19 protein-coding genes are annotated in these 22,287 nt (G+C 42.8%); 9 read left to right on the plus strand and 10 right to left on the minus strand.

Features of this window, described 5'->3' with window-relative positions:
* Window positions 1–214 precede the first annotated feature (214 nt).
* Entirely contained in the window at window positions 215–2,623 is a 2,409-nt protein-coding gene (locus Q0C29_RS00730) for a hypothetical protein (RefSeq protein ID WP_291998746.1), read from the minus strand.
* A gap of 174 nt (window positions 2,624–2,797) precedes the next feature.
* Here Q0C29_RS00730 and Q0C29_RS00735 point away from each other — a divergent pair, with 174 nt between their 5' ends.
* Complete coding sequence (locus tag Q0C29_RS00735) at window positions 2,798–3,052, plus strand: FaeA/PapI family transcriptional regulator (RefSeq protein WP_291998747.1); 255 nt, start codon at window positions 2,798–2,800, stop codon at window positions 3,050–3,052.
* Between the two features lie 241 nt (window positions 3,053–3,293).
* Complete coding sequence (locus tag Q0C29_RS00740) at window positions 3,294–4,133, plus strand: prephenate dehydratase domain-containing protein (RefSeq protein ID WP_291998791.1); 840 nt, start codon at window positions 3,294–3,296, stop codon at window positions 4,131–4,133.
* Window positions 4,134–4,185: 52 nt separating this feature from the next.
* Here Q0C29_RS00740 and Q0C29_RS00745 read toward each other — a convergent pair whose 3' ends face one another.
* Together Q0C29_RS00745 and Q0C29_RS00750 are read right to left on the minus strand one after the other, a co-directional pair.
* Entirely contained in the window at window positions 4,186–4,935 is a 750-nt protein-coding gene (locus Q0C29_RS00745) for a thioredoxin family protein (protein ID WP_291998748.1), read from the minus strand.
* A 54-nt stretch (window positions 4,936–4,989) separates the two neighbouring features.
* Window positions 4,990–7,335, minus strand: coding sequence for a DNA polymerase domain-containing protein (locus Q0C29_RS00750; protein WP_291998749.1), 2,346 nt, complete (start codon window positions 7,333–7,335; stop codon window positions 4,990–4,992).
* A gap of 107 nt (window positions 7,336–7,442) precedes the next feature.
* On the opposite strand from Q0C29_RS00750, the gene Q0C29_RS00755 reads away from it, so the two are divergent.
* Window positions 7,443–8,135 (plus strand): nucleotidyltransferase family protein, encoded by a 693-nt coding sequence (locus tag Q0C29_RS00755; RefSeq protein ID WP_291998750.1) that lies wholly within the window; start codon window positions 7,443–7,445, stop codon window positions 8,133–8,135.
* Window positions 8,136–8,139: 4 nt separating this feature from the next.
* Here Q0C29_RS00755 and Q0C29_RS00760 read toward each other — a convergent pair whose 3' ends face one another.
* Window positions 8,140–8,385 (minus strand): hypothetical protein, encoded by a 246-nt coding sequence (locus tag Q0C29_RS00760; RefSeq protein ID WP_291998751.1) that lies wholly within the window; start codon window positions 8,383–8,385, stop codon window positions 8,140–8,142.
* Window positions 8,386–8,571: 186 nt separating this feature from the next.
* Between Q0C29_RS00760 and Q0C29_RS00765 the strand changes: the two genes are divergently transcribed.
* The 4 genes from Q0C29_RS00765 to Q0C29_RS00780 all read left to right on the plus strand — a co-directional run bounded on the left by Q0C29_RS00765 (window position 8,572) and on the right by Q0C29_RS00780 (window position 11,903).
* The gene (locus tag Q0C29_RS00765; protein WP_291998752.1) at window positions 8,572–9,171 is read left to right on the plus strand and encodes a hypothetical protein; all 600 of its coding nucleotides are present in this window, start codon (window positions 8,572–8,574) and stop codon (window positions 9,169–9,171) included.
* Window positions 9,155–10,483 carry an ATP-binding cassette domain-containing protein gene (locus Q0C29_RS00770; protein WP_291998753.1) on the plus strand — a complete coding sequence of 443 codons (1,329 nt, stop codon included), beginning with the start codon at window positions 9,155–9,157 and terminating at the stop codon, window positions 10,481–10,483. Before Q0C29_RS00765 ends, Q0C29_RS00770 begins: the two co-directional genes overlap by 17 nt.
* 1 nt (window position 10,484) lies before the next feature.
* On the plus strand, window positions 10,485–11,186 hold the full coding sequence (locus tag Q0C29_RS00775; protein ID WP_291998754.1) for a hypothetical protein: 702 nt from the start codon (window positions 10,485–10,487) through the stop codon (window positions 11,184–11,186).
* A gap of 99 nt (window positions 11,187–11,285) precedes the next feature.
* Window positions 11,286–11,903 (plus strand): cysteine hydrolase family protein, encoded by a 618-nt coding sequence (locus Q0C29_RS00780; RefSeq protein ID WP_291998755.1) that lies wholly within the window; start codon window positions 11,286–11,288, stop codon window positions 11,901–11,903.
* 41 nt (window positions 11,904–11,944) lie between these two features.
* On the opposite strand, the gene Q0C29_RS00785 is transcribed toward Q0C29_RS00780, so the two are convergent.
* The gene (locus tag Q0C29_RS00785) at window positions 11,945–12,496 is read right to left on the minus strand and encodes an HD domain-containing protein (protein WP_291998756.1); all 552 of its coding nucleotides are present in this window, start codon (window positions 12,494–12,496) and stop codon (window positions 11,945–11,947) included.
* A 10-nt stretch (window positions 12,497–12,506) separates the two neighbouring features.
* Here Q0C29_RS00785 and rsmA point away from each other — a divergent pair, with 10 nt between their 5' ends.
* Both rsmA and Q0C29_RS00795 read left to right on the plus strand, forming a co-directional pair.
* Entirely contained in the window at window positions 12,507–13,328 is an 822-nt protein-coding gene (gene rsmA, locus Q0C29_RS00790; RefSeq protein WP_291998757.1) for a 16S rRNA (adenine(1518)-N(6)/adenine(1519)-N(6))-dimethyltransferase RsmA, read from the plus strand.
* Window positions 13,329–13,435: 107 nt separating this feature from the next.
* A complete protein-coding gene (locus Q0C29_RS00795; protein ID WP_291998758.1) occupies window positions 13,436–13,990 on the plus strand; it encodes a hypothetical protein in 555 nt (184 codons plus the stop codon).
* 34 nt (window positions 13,991–14,024) lie between these two features.
* Here the strand turns inward: Q0C29_RS00795 and Q0C29_RS00800 are convergent, their stop codons facing one another.
* From Q0C29_RS00800 to Q0C29_RS00820, 5 genes are all read right to left on the minus strand, one after another.
* On the minus strand, window positions 14,025–15,554 hold the full coding sequence (locus tag Q0C29_RS00800) for a glycogen/starch/alpha-glucan phosphorylase (protein WP_291998759.1): 1,530 nt from the start codon (window positions 15,552–15,554) through the stop codon (window positions 14,025–14,027).
* Window positions 15,555–15,632: 78 nt separating this feature from the next.
* Window positions 15,633–16,604: an NAD(+)/NADH kinase gene (locus tag Q0C29_RS00805; RefSeq protein WP_291998760.1), complete on the minus strand. Its 972-nt coding sequence runs from the start codon at window positions 16,602–16,604 to the stop codon at window positions 15,633–15,635.
* 262 nt (window positions 16,605–16,866) lie between these two features.
* Window positions 16,867–19,926: a S41 family peptidase gene (locus Q0C29_RS00810; protein WP_291998761.1), complete on the minus strand. Its 3,060-nt coding sequence runs from the start codon at window positions 19,924–19,926 to the stop codon at window positions 16,867–16,869.
* A gap of 268 nt (window positions 19,927–20,194) precedes the next feature.
* On the minus strand, window positions 20,195–21,028 hold the full coding sequence (locus Q0C29_RS00815; protein ID WP_291998762.1) for a radical SAM protein: 834 nt from the start codon (window positions 21,026–21,028) through the stop codon (window positions 20,195–20,197).
* A complete protein-coding gene (locus tag Q0C29_RS00820; RefSeq protein WP_291998763.1) occupies window positions 21,025–22,245 on the minus strand; it encodes an Nre family DNA repair protein in 1,221 nt (406 codons plus the stop codon). The genes Q0C29_RS00815 and Q0C29_RS00820 overlap by 4 nt, the downstream gene beginning before the upstream one ends.
* Window positions 22,246–22,287: the final 42 nt, after the last annotated feature.

Below are 22,287 nucleotides of genomic sequence, written 5' to 3' on the forward strand. Positions count from 1 at the left end.
TGAACGCAAGCATAAACATTCTAAGGAAAGGGGACTGGAAGCCAACCCAACAGCCCCACCCAATACCCCTAGCCAATGGCCAAGGGGCAAGGCGAGACAATGAAACAGGAAACTCCGCTTTTCAAGACAGGGTAGCTCACAAATGTACCTAAGCTCATAATTGCATATAGTAAGCTAGGCTTGGTGACTCCTCATTCATGCTACCTGAAATGCATCATATGTACCCAAGTCTCCTAAGCATTAGTACTACTATTACTGCGATTACCACTACTATTATTACAGGTAGCATTAATCCTATTAGCCTAACGCTTAACGGTGCCGGCATGAGACCGTTTATTATTAAACGCTTAGTGTAGGAGTTTACGTAGTATGGTCCATTTATCCGTATTAAATAGTCACCGCTTAACAGTGGTATTGCCAGTAATGCTTGGGTTGATCTTAGTTTTAACGTGTATGGTTGACCATTAAACTGAACACCCACTATACTTACCGTGTATTGCCCTAGGCCTAGTATAGTGTTGACCTTAACTATGAGTGTATAGGATACTGGTGTGAACGTTAACGTAACGTTAACCCCAGCGCCATTAATTACTACATTCTGGGTTGACCCACTGTATGGATTATTGAACCCATTGAAGAAGTTTGAAGCTGAAGATACTGTGTATGATCCATCAGGCAGCATGAGTGTTACTGAATCACTGGGTGAAATTAGGGTTGTTGCGTAAGAGTAGTGGGTACCATTGAAGAATACGCCGCTTACGCTTAAACTCCACTTGACATTGTTAATTAACCCGGTTTCACTTATCTTAAGTGGATAATAGTTAACATTAAGGGTTAGGTTAATGTTCCTAGCCCCAGCCCACACTGTGAAGGCTAGGTTATTTGAAGTGGGTGATGCAACACCGTTATATGCCCCATACGTTACATCGGTGATTGTAAGCGTGTATTCACCATCAGGAAGCAGTATTGTGTAGTAGGGTACCATTATGGTTAGGTTCTCATTAATTGCAGTGCCAGCTATTGATACTCCATGCACCATTGCCTTAACGCTTAGGCCACTCATCATGTTAATTATGTTAATGTTAACTGGGTAATTAATTAAAGTGAAGTTAATTGGAACCACTATGCTACCAGCCGAGGATACTGATACTGAACCACTCACCGGTATTGACGAGTACCCAAACACTGGGTTAACATTGAACCTGTATGATCCAGGTTCAAGGTAAAACACTATTTCCTCACCAGCTGGGGCCATTTGTGTTTCATTGAATAAATTACCGTAGGCTGTTAACCCATAAACCCAGACACTCCACGTGTCATTTGATGCTAATCCCTCCTCCGTAAATATGAGCTTATACGAGGTGTACACAGGTGCAATTATCTTGATGGTTGAGTCATGTACCGCGAACATTACGCTAGCTGGCTGGATATAGTAACCTTTAGGTGTGGTTATGGTTAAGTTATATATGCCATTTGGCAGCATCACAGTCGTATTATAGTGAAGGTTAGTTAGCCTTATATTCACTGGGCCGCTTAATGTTATGTTATAGTATGATGAATTCACGTAAAGGTAAAGCGGATATAGGCCACTTGGGCTCTTATAGAACGTTACCTCATCAATGATGCCTAGGCTGGGTAATGCTGCATACAGCTTATTACCAATCATGGTTATTGATGATCCGGCTGACGGTAAATGAATTACACCAATTTCAAAATACATGCCCCTAGTGTATTCATAAACATAAACCAGTTTATTATCTAAGGCGTACAGTAGGCTTTCATTTACATTAGCCGTAAGCCACGTTGGGGAGACGGAAATATTATATAGTATGCGGCCTGTTGAACCATCCAACGCGTATAAGCCTCCCTTTGTTGAAACGAAGAGTATATTATGCTCCTCATCATAATAGGCGTAGAGGGGAGTTGAGTTTAAGTTAACTATTATGCAGTTTACGCAGTAATTCTTGGGAAGCTGCATTACCGTGTAGTTTAGGTATAGGACGTAACCGGTAGTGTAGATGACATACAGTAGGTTAAGCTTACCATTAGGGATGATTATCTGCGGCGGCCATAAGTTACTTATGGTGGAAGCTATCTCCAGGTACTTAAATGATGAGTTAACGGTATTGTATTGGAAGATTTTCCCTGACCCGTAGGCAACCACGTATAGTTGACGTGTGAAATCATCGTAATAAACCCACGTTGGCTCAAAGGACACGGTAATTGAACCAATTATTGAGGCTGTGTTACCGCTAATTTCGTAAACCAGGTTACTTATGGGGCATGAAACGTAAATCACATTATCCTGGTAATCAATTGCAGCCAAGTATGACGGCACGCAGTTAGGTAAGTTAACATCCCCAACCACACCACCACTACTCATTATTAAGACGCTGCTCGTTGCATTGACTCCGGTTACGTTAATCCGCGTGTAAAGTATGTATAAGTAGTTTACGCTTGGGTTTGAGTAGATTCCTGTGATTACTGTACCGTAGCCTATGTACTGGGCTAGGTTTATCATTGTTTCGTTAACTGGGGTGAATGATTCTAATGTTAAGCTAAGGGCCGTTAGCGGAATCACAGATATACATACTAGTAAAGCTACTAATATTACTCTACTCATTATAAGGTTTAATTAAGGGAATTATTTAAATATTCCCCCAGGATACGAACAAGCCAGTGATGAGTGACACCAGAGCCTAATGGTGAGGAGAAGTAATTTAACTGAGGTAATACTCACATATGAAGCTAACCTGGGTGAGTTAATATTTAAAATAACTCAGCCGATAGATGTGTTATGCCCAGGAAACAGACGAACAAGATACTGGAAAGGAAGAATGATATTCTGGATATAATAAGGAAGAAGGGGGAGATATCCACCAATGATCTGGTTAAAACAACTGGGCTTAGCCATAGTCAAGTATTCTACATACTGAGGTTACTTCAGAGGGATGGGGCGATTAGGGAGATTAAGAGGGGTAAGGTTGCTTATTGGAGGATAGTTGAGCAGAAGCAGGAGGCTGCTGACTCAGAGGACACTGATGTTATTTAATGGTTGATCAATGTGGGTGCTTAAGGTTAAAACATTAGCTTAACCATGGGTTAATGCTTATTAACACTGATCACTGAACCTTAAGCATGGATAAGTCGGAATTCTAAATCAAGTCTCGGTTTTAATTAAGCAGAGTGAGGAATCCATTAGTAGGCTTAGAAGCCTCCTAAGTAACCTGCCGTTAAACCTGAACCCACTTGACATCATCAGTAATGTAAGGGAACCTGCGGTTTTAAGCATTATTAAGGAATACCTAAACAGTAACAATAAGGTAGCCTACTTAGGTCCTGAGGGGACGTTTAGCCATGAAGTCGCGTTGATGCTGCTGAATGGCGCCATGACTCCTGTTAAGGGAATTAACGATATAGTTAAGGGTGTTTATAATGGTCAATTCAACTATGGTATAGTACCCTTTGAGAATAACCTAGCAGGCATAGTGGGTGATACTATTGAGGCGTTGATTAAGTGGGATGTGGGCGTTAAGGCTAGTGTTGAGTATAAGGTTTCACTATGCCTAGTAGTGAATAGTGACGTTGACTCCCTTAGTGAAATCAGGGAAATATACTCGCATCCACATGCCCTTGAGGAATCTAAGGAATTCCTCAGTAGGTTAAACGTGTCCATTAGGCAAACCTCATCAACAGCGGAGGCATTAAACATGGTGATTGGGCATAGGGATAGGGCTGCTGTTGCGTCAAGGCTTGGTGCACGGTTAAGGGGATTAAAGACCATTACCTGCGGTATTGAGGATAAGCCTAGCTTCACTAAATTCCTAATACTGCAGAGGAACGTTAGTAACCTTGGTGATAGGTCATTAATAATATTTTCAGTGCCAAATAAGCCTGGTTCACTATACTCAGCACTGCAGCCATTCGCCGAGGCTGGGCTTAACTTAACAATGATATATTCTAGGCCGAATAAAATGGGCCCATGGGAGTACGACTTCATCCTTGAGGTTGAGTGCAGTTTAAGTGAAGCAAAGTGCATTGAAGCCATTAATAGGCTTAGGGAACGTGCAGCCTACGTTAAGGTTTTAGGGAGCTATAGTTACCTGACGCTTCAGGGGTATGGTGAAGTATAGCTTCCTTGAAGAACACATTGCCTTTTACACTTAAATAACCTTCATTAAGAACCTACTGGTCTGGAGTATTAAAGCCGCTGTATGATATTACCTTCTTAAGTAAATCAGCCTCAGGTGGTACTCCAACGAACTCAACATCACCCGTTGAGCCTTCATTCCTAATAACCACTGTTGGTACAGCTGTCACACCATACATGTCCGCTATGTCAGGCTCCTCATAAGCCTCAACAACCACTGACCTAACCTTACCTTTACTTTCATAGGCAAACATGTTAGCCAACAGTACAGCGTAGGGGCAGTATGGGCATGATGGAGTAACCACTGTTACCACTTCAACAGTCTTCGCGCCTGAATTAACCATTGAGGCTAGGGTACTCTTAGTCCTAGTCCTTAATCCAGTTTTGCCCGTTGATATTCTTGTTATGGTTTCTATGAAGGCCCTAACCTCCTCACCCAGTGGTGCCCCAAGGTACCTTATTATGCCACCATTAATGTATACTACGGGAACCCTGTTCTCCTCAATATTGAACTTAGCTCCATCATCCTTATTTTGATCAATCCTATGCTTATTAACGATTATTTTACCCTCAGGCGCTAGGCTGGCTAGTAGGTCAATGAGTTCCTCAGTTGGAGTGCACCAATTAGTGTCCCTGCCTGCGCAATTACCCGTGATGAAGAGGTCGAAGGTAACTGGGTTAATCATTTGGGAAAGCATCTCCCTTATTATGCCCTTCGTCTCCTCATCAACCTCTATATGAACCTCCTCAGGACCAGTAGGTGGTGTTAGTGGTGTAGCTGACATTGCACTCAACGTGACACTGTACTTTTAAAAATCTTTCGCGTAAATGTTAACCCATCAATTAAAGTAATCAAGTATGCTTCTCCCCGTTTTACCAAGTAGGGTTGCTTCATTTACCCCAAAGACTTCAAGTATCCTTAAGGCTGCTGGAATAACCTGCTTCTCCACGTAGTAGTCAACATCAATGGCCTTAACATCATCAATGAATATGTATGGGTAGGCCCTTTGAGTCAACTTGTCGCCGCTATTCTTAATAATCACGAAACCCACAGTATCGCCCTTATTAACCATGTAACCCTTCTCTATTAGCCTCCTCGCTGCAATTACATGGGGCTGAAGCGCCTTATACTCATTAACGTCTTTATCTAGGGTTTTCCAAATTATCACATCATCCAGTGTGAACCTGTAGTTCCTTAAATCATCAATAACTGCCTTAACGTACTTAACGGCCTCATCAACGTTCCTCCTTAATACCAATTCAGCCACCTTCTCCTGCACATTCCTAGCCAACTCACTCCAGTCACCCCTAACTGCCTCAAAGCCCACTATGTCTACTTCACCATCCATCGTTAACCCAATGTACCTCTTCTTCGATTCCGTGAATATTAACTTACTGTAGACTTTATCTATCTTAACCTCAAAGCCCATTTCATTAATCTTACTTATTATGTCAGTTACCTTATCCTTATCGTAAGTTACGAAGAGGCTGTCCGTATCACCATATATTACGGTTAAACCCCTCTCCTTAGCCATATTCACAGCAGTCTTAAGTAAATGCCTACCCCACGCCGTTACTGACTCAGCCACCTCCTTAATATACCACCTAGCCCCAAGCCAACCGCAGTAACCATACATGGCGTTAGCCATAACCTTAAGGGCCCTTTGCCTCTCATTAAACAGCACCCATTCAGGTGAACCCTCAGGGTGCTTCCTCATCTCATCCCTAGCCTCACGCCTAGCCTCAATAAGCTTCTGAAGCAGCATTGCGTAAAGCCCCTTTGGACTCTTCCTAAACCTGTAACCAACCTCAGGGGCAATGTAATAGTCTCCATCAGACGAATCAAGCACTAACGTGTCTGGTGATATGTTGTATTTCAGCATTATGTTGGGGTACATTGATGAGAAGTCTATTACGGCAATGTTGCTATGAATGCCTGGCTTAGGTTCAAGTACAATAGCGCCCTTGTAGGATTCATAGGGTCTTTCAACCCTGTTAGGGGCTAGTTCACCCATCTTGTAGGCCTCATGCATAATCATCCACTCCACCCTAGCGCCCACACTGGCTGGGCCAACTTGATCCAGCGGTAGACCTGACACTGAGGCAAGCTGCATAGCGTATGGTAACAGTACCTTACCTAACCCAAGGGTACTTAAGACATCATCCTTAGCGTACTCAATTAACTGCCCACGCTTACTCTCATCATCCCAGTACTGGTAAATCCTATGACCAGGTATGTTAACGCGTTCACTCCTCTTCATTATTCCGAAGTACTCCGCAACGTAGTCTAGGCTCTTCCTCTTAACGTTAGTCATATCCTCAATGAAATTGTATAAGTCAACGTGAGCCCTCCCTATTATTGACCAATGCCCATAAACGCTCTGTTCCGGTGGTGTACCATACTTAGATAACTGCAGTTTAGCATTAAGCGTACTAGCCCTATTAACTAAGTAGGGCATGTCAAACTTATTCGAATTATAACCGAACAGTATGTCTGGATCCCATTCATTAATCACACTTACCATATCGCTAATCATCTCCCTTTCATGCTTGTAATTATCCAGCGTCAATAACTTAACGTCACCCTTATGGTTAGCTAAGGCAATTACTATAATGGGGTCCCTCCTAGGGTCAGGGGTGCCTCTTGGGTTGTAAACCTCAATGTCAAGGGCCGCGTAGTCGAGTTTCGGCATTAACCCTACGTCGATTGAGGTTGGTGGGGCTTCGGTTAAGTAGACGTTACTGATACCCCCTATTTTAGTGCTCATTGGTTTAAGGTTACTGAACATTAACCAACCTGGCTTAACATCATTATCAATCATGTACCTAATGTAGAACCTAACGTCAGCCTCTAAGACATCCTTAACATGCTGAATTGACTTAACCCTATCCCTAAGTTCCCTAACCTTATCCGGTATCGTAACAGTAACCTTAATGGCCTTAATTGGCTTACCGAAGATCCTCCTTTCAGTGACCTCAGTCTTAATAACATTCTGCATCTTGCCAATAGCCCCAGCAATCTGATTTTCAAACCCATCCTCTGGAATCACGTAGAAGTATGGCCTAAACCCCCTATCCAGGATGACTAATTTTTCACCATTCTCATCAACGCCGAACATCCTAATTTCAGGTGAGTTACCGATTAATCCATAGGTAATATCCACTAGGTAAACCCTCTTCTCCACATGGTTTTAACACTGGACTTATTAATAACCCTAACTAAAGCCGCAGGATTAGTAGCGTTAAGGAGAATGACCGTGGAATTAAAAAACATTAAAGGATTCTGATTAATATGGCTGTACTCGGTGTAGTTTTAGCCGCTGGGAAGGGTGAGAGGCTAAGGCCGCTTACTCTCTACGTACCTAAACCCCTAATGCCTATTCCAGGAGGTAGGCTTGCAATGCAGGATGCTGTGGAGCGTTTACTTCCATTAAGGCCGGTTAAAATATACGTTGTTGCGCATTACATGGCTGAGTTAATAATGGATGCGGTTAGGCATTTAAACAAGGCCTATAATGGGTTACTTGAAACTGTTGTTCACGGTGAGTTACTGGGTACTGCTGGTCACTTATACTTCCTTAGTAGTTTGGTTAAGGATGATGATATTGTTGTTGTTGAGAATGGTGATGTTATAGCTAACGTAAACATGGTTGATGCGGTTAATTACCATTTGAGGAGGAGCTTAGACATGACTATAATTGGGTATAGGGCTGGTGTTCAATTAAGGTATGGAGTACTTAACACTGAGGATGATGTTGTGAAGGCTTGGGTTGAGAAGCCTACAATTTACTTCACAATATCTACGGGTAATTACATAATTAAAGGTGGGTTACTGAGGCTGCTTAATGGTGGCTTCATTGATATGAACGATTACGTTAACTTAATTATAAAGGAGGGGGGTAGGGTTGGGGTGTACTTGGTTGATCACTTCATGGATATTGGTACTGTTGATGATTACCTTAAGCTTTGGTGCTCAGGGAAATGATAAGTTAAGGTTTAACGCTCCTATTCTTATCAACAGCAAGTGCGCTCCTCTCATCCTCTATATACCACTCCAGCATGTAGTTGAATCTATCGGCTAGTGTTCTAGCCACATCATAGGCCTTATACCACCTTCTACTCACCATTACTATCCTCCAGCCGACTTGAACAAGCTCAAGGTCATTTAACTTACCTGTCACTAGTATGCGTGCTTCCCATGGATTCAGTAGGACGTAGTAACGCTTACTTCTCACAATACTTAAGTATTACCGGGCTTTTTTAAACACTAACCTTAATAGTGTTCCTGAGTAGACTAAAAGTTTAAGTAATCTCTCCCTGCCGCATGTTTTAATTTACCTGAAACCTTAATAAGGTATTAAACTTTAGGTTTATCAATAGTAACGTAAGGTTTATTAACCGGTAAACCTGAGGTTTAGGCTATGGCACTGGAGGTTTCGTTAAAGGAGACTAAGGCCATTAAGATATCCTTGGCTTCAGTAATGGCAGCCTTATCGGTGGCTTTATCCTTCATTCAGATACCGTTCCCAATAGCTCCATTCCTCAAGTACGATTTAGCGGGCATCCCATTAATAATAACAGTACTATTAATAGGCCCTAAATACGCACTACTAGCCGACACAATACTAATGATAGCCCTACTCCGTGGTGGTGACCCAATAGGCGCAGTTATGAAGTGGACCGCTGAGGCATCAACATTCATTCCAATGTACTACACTTACAGGTTACTGGGAGGTAGGTTTAGTAATGTTAAGGTGCTGTACGCATCATCAGCAACCATGGGTGTAGTGGCGAGGGTTGGATTAATGGTGATTGCAAATTACATTATTGACCCATGGTGGTTCCTAATAGCCCATTGGGTTGGAACATACGCTAAGGCGGTTTCATTAACAATATACCTACTACCCATTGTAGCCCTCTTTAACTTAACCATAGCCGTAATATACGTTGCAGTGGCTTACCCAGTCTACTTAACCATTGCTAGAAGGTTTAGGTGGCTTACTGATGCTCACGGTGAGTAACCTATGGGTGAGGTATGGTAATGGGAGTTGGGTTTTAAGGGGATTATCACTAAACCTTAAGGATGGGGAGGCTGCATTAATAATTGGTGACACAGGTTCAGGAAAAACCACGTTGGTTAGGGCGCTTGCAGGCGTAGTTCACTTAACCGGCGGCTTGGCTAAGGGTATTATTAAGGTTAATGACTATGAATTAAGTAATGCTAGTCCTAGGGAAAGAAGCAAACTAATTGGTGTCCTTTACCAAGACCCGGCAATACACTTCACTTACCCGAGGATTGACGAGGACCTTGAATTAACAGCCCTAGAGAATGGTGTAGGGGTTAAGGATCTATTGAATGCAGCCGGCTTAAGTGAGGGGGTGTTAGGTAGGTTAGTTACAGAATTATCAATGGGTCAACTACAGAGGCTTGCAATAGCCAAGTTGATTACGAGGGGTGTTAAGGTAATTGTGATGGATGAACCATTAGCCCACTTGGATCAGGACGCAGTTGAGCTATTAGCTGCAGTGATTAGGAGAATTAAGAGGAGTAATGTATCAGTGCTTGTGCTTGAACATAGGTATGAGAACATTATTGACCCAATGGATAAGGTGCTTCAACTTAGTGGTGGTAAGCTAAGTGAAGTAAGCACCATTAATGCATCAGTAAGGCGTAGGTACATTATTAGAAGGGTCAGTAACGGTAACGATCATGGTTGGCTTAAGTTAAGCAACGTCTGGTTTAAGTACGATGACTCATACGTGCTCAGTAACATTAACCTATCGGCATCATCAAAAAGAGTAATCTTCATAGGGCCTAACGGTGGCGGTAAATCAACACTGCTTAAGTTAATAATAGGCATGATTAAGCCAAGTAAAGGTAAGGTTATCATTGATCACTCGCACCCGGTACTTTACATGCCGCAGGACATAAACGTGGTGATGTCCATGACTGACACAGTGGGGGAACTGTACCTTGAGTTGGCTAAGGCTGCTGGAAGGAGTACGAGTATTGAGGATCTTAAACGGGAGTTAAGCATGCTTGAAATGAATATTGACGCTTCAGATGACCCACTCCACCTGTCGGAAGGACAGAAGAGGATGCTCATGCTTATTATGGCTAAGCTACTGAAACCAACACTCATGGTTGCTGATGAACCAACCTCAGGGCTTTCAAGTAAGTATAGGGTTGACCTAGCTGAGTTCATTAATCAATCAAACTTAAGAGTAGTGATGGCCACCCAAGACATGCATTTCGCATCCCTAATAAAGGATAGTGACGTATTCTACGTGAGGGGGCAGGAGGGGCATGTTGTTAAGGTGAACGTGAGTTAACATGTTTTATGAGTGGGTTAAGCCAATTGTGAAGGGTGCTGAAGGCCCATTGAGGGGGATGTCAATTATAGGTAAACTTACTGTAACTTTATCATTCATACCCTACCTCGCGTCCTACTGGTTCATGAACCCGATTAGGCTAATACCAATTACGGTGGTGGGTTTAGCCGCCAGTATTGCTTACCTAGCATTAATAGGGGATTTGGCTAGGAGGTTAAGGCCGTTAATGCTCGTGTGGATTCTATCCGAATTCACTGGTTTACTGGCAGTACTACTGTCAGGGAGGGGGGTGGGCTTAATTTCAATGCTGCTTAATGTAACTGTATTATCAACCCTAATACTAGTGCTAGTAACTGGAGTTGTTGTTTCCCTTGCATTACTTAGGTTAAGTGAGGTAAGGTACATTCTCAGTGCAATCGGCTTAAGCACACTGGGTGAATCACTAGTATTATCACTGAGGTACCTGCTGAACGCGTCAATAAGCATGGATGAAGCCTACGCAATGCTTAAGTCACTTGGTAACGTTAAACCTAAGTTGCTTGTTAATTCACTTGTGGCGAATGGTGTAAGGTACTCTATGATTCTTGCGCAATACATAGAGTACTACGGTATACCCAGCGTTAAGCCGAAGGTAACCTTAAGTAGGCTTGATTTAATAGCCCTAATTCCACTAATACTTTACGTGATTCTACTCGTACTCTAGTAATGCTGAATACTGCACATGCTGTAGAGGATTCAGCATGCTTCCATGCATTTAACAGGCACTATAATGTTTTTAATCAGGAACCCCTTGCCTCCTCTCATGAGGATTAGGGAAACCGTTGAGGTTCCTGAACTTGAAGTCAAGGATACTGTCATGGTTGATTCATCTAGGTCTGCTGTACTGGTTATTGATATGCAGAATGATTTCGTTAGAAGTAATGGTAAGCTCTACGTGCCTGATGCCGAGAGGACTATTAGGCCTATTGCCGATTTACTTACAAAGGCTAGGAAGGCTGGGGTAAGGGTAATTTATACCCAGGACTGGCACTTTAAGGATGACCCGGAGTTTAGGATATGGGGTGAACACTGCGTCATGGATACTTGGGGTGCTGAAGTTATTGATGAACTTAAGCCACAGCCTGGTGACGTGGTTATTAGGAAGAGGAGGTATGATGCCTTCTTTGGCACTGACCTTGATTACGTACTTAGACATGTTGTTAAAGCTGATACATTAATAATAACCGGCACCGTGGCCAACATATGCGTACTTCACACGGCAGGTAGTGCCGCATTAAACTGGTATAAGGTTATTATGCCTATTGACGCAGTGTCCGCGTTAAATAGGTTTGATTACCTAGCGTCATTAAGGCAAGTGAGCTTCCTATATAAGGGTGATTTAACAACAGTGAATGGTATTGTGTTTGAAGGTTCACGTTAAGTACTCGCATGTGCTTACGTTCAATTTTCCTATTAAACCTATTAATTTCTTAAATCCTGGCCTTCATCACATTTGATTAAAGCATCATTAAGTAATGCGTTTAATTTAATATTATTAACTTTACCCAGCAATTCCTTAACCTCACTTAGGTAGTTTTTAATTAGGGCTAACGTATCATAGCCCAACTCCCTGTAGTAGCATGCCCTAATCAACGTGGCTAACTTATCACTAATGGCAACTAAGACTGCCTCCTGGCTCTTTAAATCAACATACTCATTAAACTCATTACCGAACCCCAATTCCCCCACTATGCTTGCCTCAAGCATCCTCCATTGGCTTAGACCCATCTTATCCCTAACCATTTTTGACACATTACCCGTCATTGATTCAGCAGCATCATGAACCATAGCCAATAGCGCCGCCTTACCTGCATCTAGGTCCATTGACTTAGCAAGTGAGGCAGCTATGTATGATACTAGGAGGGTGTGTTCAGCCACAGTCTCAGGGTGTTTAACACCGGCATTAACCCACCCTATCCTAGGTATCCCCGTTAATGAGTCCACTAGTTTTAAAAGTCTCCATAGATCAAGCATAATTGCCCCTGTGTTGCCTATTAATGACTTTTACGCAGCAGATAAGCGGACTCTAATTAGGTTAGCTAAGTCAGCCCTAAGACTTGGAGTGAGGATAGGGGGTGATGTGCATTTTATGGTTGATCCAACTTACCTTAATGCTATCGCCCAACTAACCAAGGGTGAGAGGGTTCTTGAAATAGGCTTTGGCCTAGGCTACTTAACCCACTACCTGGTTAAGCATGCTCAACACGTGTTTGCATGTGACGTGAACCCAATAATGATTAAGGCAATTAAGGCTATTGGGTTAAGTAGGTTTGATGCTGACTTATTCATCTGCGATGCATTAACGTATAAACCACCCATTGGCTTAACGGTTGTTTCAAACATACCCTACAGCATTACAACACGGTTATTGTTAAGATTATTAACCAACTATGAGGCTAGGAGACTAGTATTGACGCTGCAGAGGGAGGTGGCCTTAAGGCTTGCAGCTAAACCCGGCTCCATGGATTACGGTAGGCTCTCAGTGGTGACTCAATGCTTAAGCCTAGTTAACATTATTAAGCATGTGCCGCCATGGGCCTTTTGGCCCAGGCCTAAAGTATACTCAACGATCGTTGAGTTAAAGCCCCTGCCTAAGCCATGCGTTGACGTTAGGGCATTAGAATCCTTAACAGGTAAATTATTCACTCAACCTAATAAGAAGGCGCTTAAGGTGATTAAGCAATTCTACGGTTTAAGGGAAGGGGACTTACCTGGTCAGTTACTTAATAAGAGGGTTAGGGAGTTAAGTGTTGATGAGGTTGCTGAGTTGGTTAATATGCTGGTGAATATGGGGAAAATCACGTGATCATTATCATTTAATATATATAACATGGTGACGCCTATATATTTAACATGTGCTTTTTCTGCATAATTCGCCTGCTTTTATTAAGTATGAGAAATAAACTAATATGTATGCAGAAGTCCATTAACATAATACTAATGAACGAGGGGGAGCTTGATAAGGTGCTTGGGGACTTAGCCTACATTAATAAGGCTATTAGGGGTGATAAGTCCCCCTCAGTTTACCGTAGGTTAAGGAGGTTTAAGAAAATGGGCGTATTAACCGTGAACAAGGGTACTGTTAGATTAGTTACTAACCCGCTTCTTCTAGCGTCATTTGAGGTTAATGAGGATTCAATAAGGATAATAGACTTTGCACTACTGTACCAGAATAAGGAACTCTACGTCATATCATCAATATGTGGCACAATATGTGAACAGTGCCCAAGGCTGCAGGCATGTTCACTACTACTTAAAGGCATATTTGAGGAGCTGGGGATATGTACAGCTAGGGGTGTTACCCCAGTTGAGGTTGTTAGATTCATGATTAATGAATGCTTAGGTAACTCAAGGCGCATTAAAATGGTAGTTGACATGAGGGATCACAACCACAGGTCAATACCCGATGATGGGAAGTACATAATCATAAACACACGTAGTAAGAGTAACCCCACTAGTGTAATGTGATTGATTTAATTTAACTCAAAAGAGTTATTATTTCCTACAACATATAGTATTGCTTAAGGGCATTAACTATATCGGCCTTACTTATGAATGTTGATGAAGCGTTAACGGCTACCCGCCAGTATTCACTACGGTTATTGTAGTATAGTTGAATTACCTGGTTAAGCTTATATGAGAATTCAGAGTACTCCTTCTCATTAATCTCATTAGCCCTTGGGTCACTACCAATATCCACAAGGCATCTCTCATCAAACCCAAATAACCAGCCGTTGAAGCCATCAGTGATCAACTCTGGTACTGCACCATCCCTGGAGGCTAATGTTGGGGTTCCATTCATGGATGACTTCATGAATGACGTACCGCTAGCCTCCCAACCTGGGAAGGGGGTGAAGAGAAGTAGCTTAACCTTGGGTAATACATTCTTGGCTACACTAACGTCGTAATCATGAATGTAGACAACATTACTGTACTTAACGCTCAATTCCTTGAACTTCCTCATCATTGATAACCCCCACTCATCAAAGGGGTGGGCTTTACCACCAAGCACGAAAACGACACCATCCCTCTGGGGGTTCTCCTCAATGAACCTCAGTATGAAGTCAGGTCTCTTATACCTCGTTAGCCTCCTAATCCACGCAATTGTTAATGAGTCACCAATCTTAATGTCGGACTTATACCTGGATAAATACGACTCCAGTTCACTAGCCATTTCCCTCTTTATCCTTGATAATTCATCGATGCTTAACCTACCCTCCATGTAGGCCTTAAGCACCCTCTCATCAACCCACCTAACTGAGTCAACACCATTAGTTATGGCCTTAACCTTATGCATGTGGTGTGGTATTACCTTGGAGACCACGTCTCTCATTTTTCTAGATACCACAACAGCCTCCCCACTCATTGATAAACCCAACTCAGTTAATATGACTGGGTCCTCGAAGAACCTGAAGCCGAATTCCCTTCTAAATAATTCAGCTGGGAATGATGGGTGACCCCAGGGTCCAGGCGTATGTATTATGATCCTGTACTTCTGGGGTGGTAGGGGCAGTACTAGTGGTAGTATTGCCGTGTAGGCCTCCTGGAGGTCTATTATGTCAACGTTCCTTAACCCAATCCTACTCCTAATGTACTCTGCTGCACCCTTAGCTAATAGGACGTACTTATAGAATTTACTATCAATATCATTCTCAATGTACAACCTATCAACCAGGTCATAAGCCCACCTGGGTGATTGCGGGCTTAGGAAGACTACCTTAGCGTTATTAAGCCTATACTCCAGTACGCTCACATAGACTTCACTATTCTTTAAGTTAATCCTCAGGTAACCTGCTGGTTTCAGCATATTCCTGAAGGACCTAGGGTGCCTTTGGGGTACTGGCACTGGATTATTGCTGTTATCGAAGATGTAGTCTACGTAGCCACTATTGTACATTAATGTTATTACTACGTAAGGCTTATTCATCCTTGCCATTGCGTAGAACTTATCCGCCTCCAGGACCCCAAGCCCACCTGAGTAGGTGTATCCCTCATCCAGTCCTATTTCAGGCGTTACACTTACAATAACCACACATGCGTCAAGTGGGGTGGTTATTAAGCCTTTTCTCGGAGTATTACTCTAAAACACGCTAATATTACCCATTACCTTTCACTTAATGTTGAGCTTAGTGCCATTACTTATAGCGTACGCCACCAGCCTACTACTACCCCTAGGCACTATAAGTCTATTAACTAACCTCTTCCTTAACAGTAGCCTTAATGACGCCCTAACCGTCCTTTGGGGTATAAGGGTCTTTTCAATAATCTCCTTAGGTGTTAATGGGCCTTCATACTCAAGAACCTTAAGTATTAATTTAGCGCTTGGAGGTAAGTCACTAATCATTGATTCAATAATCCTCCTATAACGATCAAGGGTTGTTGCCGCCGACATCTTAACGAGCTTAATCTCAGGACCCTTAAATATTGACACCTTGGTTACGTTAATGTTCCTCCTCACTAATCCATCAGCAATAACCTCTATCTTACTTCTTGAAAGTAAATCACTAATCACTATCCTTGAATCATCAGGAACTATGACCGGAACCCTGGCTATGTTCGTTGAATTAATGGGTACTATCTCAAAGGACCTTAAACCCCCATATATGAGTACACCACCAGCACTGAGGGCGTAGGCTGTTGAACCTATGGGTGTTGCCACTATTAAGCCATCGGCGCTATCCCTCCATGCGAACTCATTATTTATGATGAGCGTGTACTCCATTAATGTTGCGCTCCTGGCTGGTGCTATAACAATGTCATTAACCGCAATGTATCCCTGGCCCGTGGTTAAAGTTGGTATAGCCTCAATGGTGTAGTTACCCCTCTTAAGGTTACTTATTAAATCATTGAAATCCGCAACATTAACCGTATTCAAGTACCCTGCACCGTAACCTATGGTTATTATTGGCTTATCTAAGCCAGCTAATTTATGGAGGGCACTAAGTATAAACCTATCAGTACCAAGTACACCAATGAAGTCGAACTTGGAGATAACTGATTCATCAGTGGTAAGTGGGTATGAGACTATTTCACCATTATCGGCGAACTCCTTAGGTAATTCACCATCCTTAGTAAGCACCATTATCCTCATTACGTATTCCGCACTACAGTTAAAGCCAACTCACTATTAAGCTTTACGTAATTACCAGAAGCACCAATATTCTCCCTAAAAACACCGACTACGAAGACTTTACGCTGTAGAATTCAGGAATCAGCGGCATCATCAGTGGTCAGTGCTGCAAACCATCATCACCAGTGATTAACTCGCACTAATTAATATGCTTAACTAAGCAGTTTAATGCATCCTTCAAGCCATAGCCCAGGTGAAGAAGCCAAGGTAAAAATTAGGATTTAATTTCACTCTCAAGGAACACCTTAATGGAATCCACGGTTTCCTCATTCCCTAGTTCCTGTACCGCCACCTCTAACTGCTTATCAATGCCATTTCTGTAATCCTGTGGAAGGTTATCAATGACTACATCTGGGTCTACGCCGTAATTTTCAACTCCGAAACCTACATCAATAAACCAGAAGGCATACTTAGGTTGAGTAACTACAGTCCCGTCGACTAAAGAATACCTACTGTCAATACCTATTACACCACCCCAAGTCCTAGTACCTACTACCTTACCCAGTTTATAGAGCTTGAAGGCCTTAGTAAATATGTCTGCGTCAGACCCGGCTTGTTCGTTAGTTATTAAGGTAAGCCTTGTAGGTGCTACTACAGGATAAGGAATTGGTTCACCCCTCCTAGGTACATCGACACCTATCCTTTTAGTTAAAAGTCTCTCTATGAGGAGTTGCGAGATGTGGCCACCGCTGTTGTACCTAATGTCTATAATTACGTTACCGTATTTAAACACCTCGTAAGTGTACAGCCTAAAGAACTCTGCAAAACCCTGAGACATCATGTCCGGTATATGAACGTAACCATAGCCCTTGGAGTTCACATACCTTCTATTCCTCTCAACCCAACTCCTGTATATCACGTATTTCTCATTCTTCAAAGTCCTAACGGAGAATTTCTTAACCTCACCACTCTTCTTCTTAAGTTCTATAACCACTGGTTCACCAGCCTTATTTACCAGGAGCTTTTCCGGTGGGTTATTTGGATTAAGCTTTACGCCATCAATAGACACTAGGCAGTCCCCTACCTCAGCGTTAATACCCGGGTCTAGTAATGGAGACCTCTCATTCTCCTCATTAGGGTCCCCTACGAAAATTTCCGTTATCTCATAGCACTCGCCATTGAACTTATAATCTATCCCTAACCCACCAACGTTATAAGGCTTCTCCACATCATAATCACCACTGAACTCATAGGCATGGGAGGTCCTCAACTCACCGTGCATTTCCTTAATTAAGTCGGAAAGCTCATAACGCGTGTTTACTTTATCTAAAAGTCTCCTGTATTTTTCTAGGACGCTATCCCAGTTTACCCCATTCATGTCATTTCTCCAATAGTTCTCCTTCATTAACCTCCATGCTTCCGTAAGCATTTGCCTCCACTCCTCCTTTAGGTCAACGTAGACTTTTATCCTCAATAAGTTTATTATCCCGGTCTTGGGGTTAGCGTCTTGTCCTTGTTCAGGCTTCTTATCCTCCTTCAAAACCCTTATCGTATTCCCCTGCCTTATTATTAGAAAGCCTTCCCTATACTCAAAATCAGTAACATTGTCTAAGTACTGTTCCTTAGTCTTTGTGGAGAAGTCAAAAACCTCAATTAAGCCATCTTGCCTCTGCCCTGAAACCCTCTTAGGTGGGAATCTTAATAACGCGACCTTGTTTCCTTTCAAACCCCTAATTTTAGAATAATAACCAGGGTCTATGGGTATTGTAGAGACCCTAGTTTCAATCCCGTCTAAGTCTACCTTGGCTTCAGCATCTTTGTTAATTAGCTGCTTATTAAATGGTGAGAACACTTCCTTATTAAGTACTACTAGGTAGGCCTTAGCTGGGTTTACGAAATCATAGTGGAAGTAAACCCAATCCATTATAGGTTCAAAATTCCTCGTGGAAAGGAAGTAAAGCATTTTACCGTCTGGGTCAAATGAAAGTGAGAAGTTGTAATAACCTTGGGTGGTTATGTCCTTAACATTCCTTAAATCACTTATCCTAACCCTATTCCACATCCAATAACTAGACTCTGGGTAAGTATATGCAATCCACTTACCGCTTGGGTGCCAGACCACCTCCTCAATGTACCACTTCCCCTTGTCTAAAAGTGTCTGTGAACCATCGTTAACATTCACTATCCATAACTCGAAATCGTTGTTTACAAGCGCTATTAAACTACCGTCAGGTGAGGGAACCATCTTCTCCACGTAGCCTTTGACCTTAATCTCCTTTACCTTATCCCCCTCAAGGCCGTAAACCTCTATCTTATCCTCATCTGAATTGAGGACGAAAATTCTACCCTTAACCACCTCTATGGCCTTATACCTAGTACCTTCCCTATTACCTAGTTGCACAACTGGGCCATCCCAATTAGGCATTAGAAATGGCTTACCTCTAACTATTGCAGCAAAGTAATTTCCATCGGATGAGTAGTATGTGAGGTACTTGTCAACTTCCTTAAACTTACCTATCCTATGCTTACCCGTTACTGGAATTTTTACCTCAAGCTTCTTTATTTCCCCATCCTTAAGTAAATAAATGTCACCAGCCATTTGGAAAACAATCGAGTTACCATCAGAGCTGGCGTTCCTTACGTAATATTCTGAAAAGTCCGTGTGCCTTCTTAAGTCCCTCCCCTCAACATCTACTGAGTAAATGTTCCCAGTGCCCTCATGGTCTGAGATGAAGTAGAACCTATCCTTTACCCACATGGGGCTTGTTAGGTTAGCGTTTAAGTCAAGAAATGGTTTAAACTCACCCGTGTAACCATAGTCAATGTAAAACCTCCCCCTAGTACCACCCCTATACCCCTTCCAGTAGGGTAAATCAATAGTGTTCCTCCCTATAACTAAAGCCTTCTCACCAAAGGCTATGGAATCCGCAGGCCCATAGGGTAGCCTCCTAATCTCACCAGTCTCAGGATCTATAGAGAACAATTCCCTCCATTTAAGGAAGGGCCTCTTAAAGTCGGACCTAACTATTATCTTATTATCTGGACTCCAACCCACAACGTTAGTTACTGGGCTACCGAAGTACGTTAACCTCCTAGGCTCACCACCTTCTAGAGGAATTACGTAGACCTCCGATAAGGGTTGATCACCAGGCTGATATCTAGCAAAGGCTATCCATTTCTTGTTAGGTGAAATTCTAGGGTTTAATACTATACCGAAATCTGAGGTTAATCTTACCGCTTCATCACTTTTCATATTGTAAAGCCATAAATCATCTTCTGTTGTGAAAACTACCCATTCATCCCTTACATCTGGGTACATTAAGTAGGCTTTCACAACATGGCTCACCCCTATTGGTAATTAAAAGTTACTTCCAAAAAATTTAATACGCAACATCAACATTGAATTCATAGTGCCGAGAACTGACGTAGAGGAACTTAATTTAGATGTAAAGCAAATCCCTTAACGATCTACTTTTATTAAGGATACTATGTTTTTCGCGGGAACTAAATATACATACACCTTAATAAAGGAGGCTGAAACAGAGGCACTATGCATGTGGGAGTACTCCTCATTATTGAGCGCATGCTGCTTAAATTAAACCTTAGTCATGTAGGTAATCAAGTATTGAACCATCCCTACGCCTACTCCTCCACTCATCCTCCTCAGTAATGCAGTTGACGCCGTAACTGCTGCAAAGTTGGCTTAATTCACTTATTGTTCTCCTCCACCAATCAGTGGTTGGTATTGGGTTAACGCCTAATTTGCTTTTTATGAGGCCTACGGCTGTTTTCCTTGGTCTAAACCTGTCTATTATTAATTGGCTATTAGTCTCCTTAGCTAGCCTAATGATTGGTTCATAATCAAGCCTTGAGTCATTAATACCTGGTATTATTGGGCCTAGGAATATCCATGTTTTCACACCAGCCCTAGCCAGCTTCCTAATAGTCATTGCCCTAACTAATGGTGCTTGGGTGTTTGGTTCAATTAACTTAAACACATCCCTCATTGTCGTTATTGTTAAGCCAACATCAACCATGCCGCCACATTGCCTAAGGAGGTCAATATCCCTAAGCACTAGGGCTGACTTAGTCTGAACACTTACGTGGAATCCTGAACCGCAGAGTATGCCTAAGGCCCCCCTACTTAACTTATACTTTGACTCAATTGGTTGATACGGGTCCGTTATTGTTGATAAACCCACAATGCCCCTCCTAACCCCCTTAACCTCATTACTGAGCACCTCAATTAAATTAACCTTAACATACACAACCTCCCCCCACCTAGTAGCCGGTTCCCCACTGGTGAAGTCCCTTGCGTAACAGTATACGCAACCATGCTGGCAACCTAAGTATGGGTTTAGGGCGTAGTCGTATTCAGGTAGGCCGGATTTACTTAAGGCCTTCTTAACCTTAATTTCCCTAATAATAAGGCTCATAGTAATCTAGCCTCCCTCAGCCTCCTCAGTACGTAGGATCTTGAAGCCCACTTGGCTAGTGGCAGTTTAAGTTGACCTGCAGCGAACTTAAGAGCCTCATCAAGGCTACTGAAACTAGCGTACTCGCCCTTAAACATGGCTCTAACATTCTCCCTAACAAACCAAACGCCCACGGGTATGTTGAAGCCTGGGTAAATCTCCCGCAATAGTATTACAGCCGCTTGCCTACGCATACTGTGAAGAGCCTCAGCTGCAGCCAACCTAGCCGCGTAGTAGCATCCACCAATGCTTGGGTAAGTATCCCTACCCCAGTACCCTTCACTATCAATTTCAACCACGGGTTCACTTCCCCAATTGTTCCAAGTGCTCCCAGGCCACCATAATTCACTCCATTCGTAAAGCCAAGTGTGTGGGGCAAGTATGCCTAGGAAGAGGTTGTTACTGCTTCTCCTGACGTAAACCCTATACTCGCCTAGTTCAGGGTAATCCTTAACCTCATCTATTAATCTACTTGAAACCTCCTCATCAATGGCCGTTATTGACCACCTAGTTGGTACAAGCCTCCTGGCCCTACCCCTACCTATTGCGCCAATGCTCATTAACCTTGAGATAACGTGCACATCTATCCCTGAACTGTAAAGCATCCAGACAGCGTCACTAGCCCTCATGTCTAAGTCTGAGTACGCCTTCTCCACTGCTCTGGCTGGTTGAGGGGTTGTTGATAATTTAAGGTTCCTTAATGGGGCTGAGGGGCCTATTGGTGGTTCCTGTTCATTAAAGGTTACGTTACCCTTAATAGGCTTCGCCAACGTTAACTCAGTGTCCACTGGTCTGCTTGAAATAGCCATTACTTGTATTTCATGTAACTGCCTAGGTGGGTTCCTTGGGTCATTAATGTTAAACACTGTTGAACCTCTAATTAAGGTGAGCCTACTGGTTAGGAAGTCTTCAAGACTCATGCTTAACCAAGCCTTTGGCTCCTCAAGCCAATCAGTGCTCCCGTGAATTGGTGGTGTAGCTGGGTAAACCCTAACCTTAGGGTAACCTAGTCTACCAACCATGACGCTTGGGGGCGAGGAACCGTCAACACCTGTTTTACCCTCAAGGGGCTTAATCCTCCTGAAGGCCCTATTATTCACGAGTATTGGGCAGTAAGCTAATCCGCATAGGTTATACTCCCCACGACACCTAACGCATAGTTCAGGGTTAATCCGCACTACGCATTAATGATTCTTAGGATGGTTAAATACCTTTCACTC

The sequence above is a fragment of the Caldivirga sp. genome (genome assembly GCF_023256255.1).
Classification (GTDB): Archaea; Thermoproteota; Thermoprotei; order Thermoproteales; family Thermocladiaceae; genus Caldivirga.

What these genes read in the sequence shown, in the direction of transcription:
- Q0C29_RS00755 (WP_291998750.1), top strand. Translation starts at nt 7,443, where the DNA reads ATGGCTGTACTCGGTGTAGTTTTAGCCGCTGGGAAGGGTGAGAGGCTA.
- Q0C29_RS00765 (WP_291998752.1), top strand. Translation starts at nt 8,572, where the DNA reads ATGGCACTGGAGGTTTCGTTAAAGGAGACTAAGGCCATTAAGATATCC.
- Q0C29_RS00735 (WP_291998747.1), top strand. Translation starts at nt 2,798, where the DNA reads ATGCCCAGGAAACAGACGAACAAGATACTGGAAAGGAAGAATGATATT.
- Q0C29_RS00785 (WP_291998756.1), bottom strand. Translation starts at nt 12,496, where the DNA reads ATGCTTGATCTATGGAGACTTTTAAAACTAGTGGACTCATTAACGGGG.
- Q0C29_RS00780 (WP_291998755.1), top strand. Translation starts at nt 11,286, where the DNA reads ATGAGGATTAGGGAAACCGTTGAGGTTCCTGAACTTGAAGTCAAGGAT.
- Q0C29_RS00795 (WP_291998758.1), top strand. Translation starts at nt 13,436, where the DNA reads ATGCAGAAGTCCATTAACATAATACTAATGAACGAGGGGGAGCTTGAT.
- Q0C29_RS00775 (WP_291998754.1), top strand. Translation starts at nt 10,485, where the DNA reads ATGTTTTATGAGTGGGTTAAGCCAATTGTGAAGGGTGCTGAAGGCCCA.
- Q0C29_RS00770 (WP_291998753.1), top strand. Translation starts at nt 9,155, where the DNA reads ATGCTCACGGTGAGTAACCTATGGGTGAGGTATGGTAATGGGAGTTGG.
- Q0C29_RS00805 (WP_291998760.1), bottom strand. Translation starts at nt 16,604, where the DNA reads ATGGTGCTTACTAAGGATGGTGAATTACCTAAGGAGTTCGCCGATAAT.
- Q0C29_RS00730 (WP_291998746.1), bottom strand. Translation starts at nt 2,623, where the DNA reads ATGAGTAGAGTAATATTAGTAGCTTTACTAGTATGTATATCTGTGATT.
- Q0C29_RS00745 (WP_291998748.1), bottom strand. Translation starts at nt 4,935, where the DNA reads ATGTCAGCTACACCACTAACACCACCTACTGGTCCTGAGGAGGTTCAT.
- Q0C29_RS00815 (WP_291998762.1), bottom strand. Translation starts at nt 21,028, where the DNA reads ATGAGCCTTATTATTAGGGAAATTAAGGTTAAGAAGGCCTTAAGTAAA.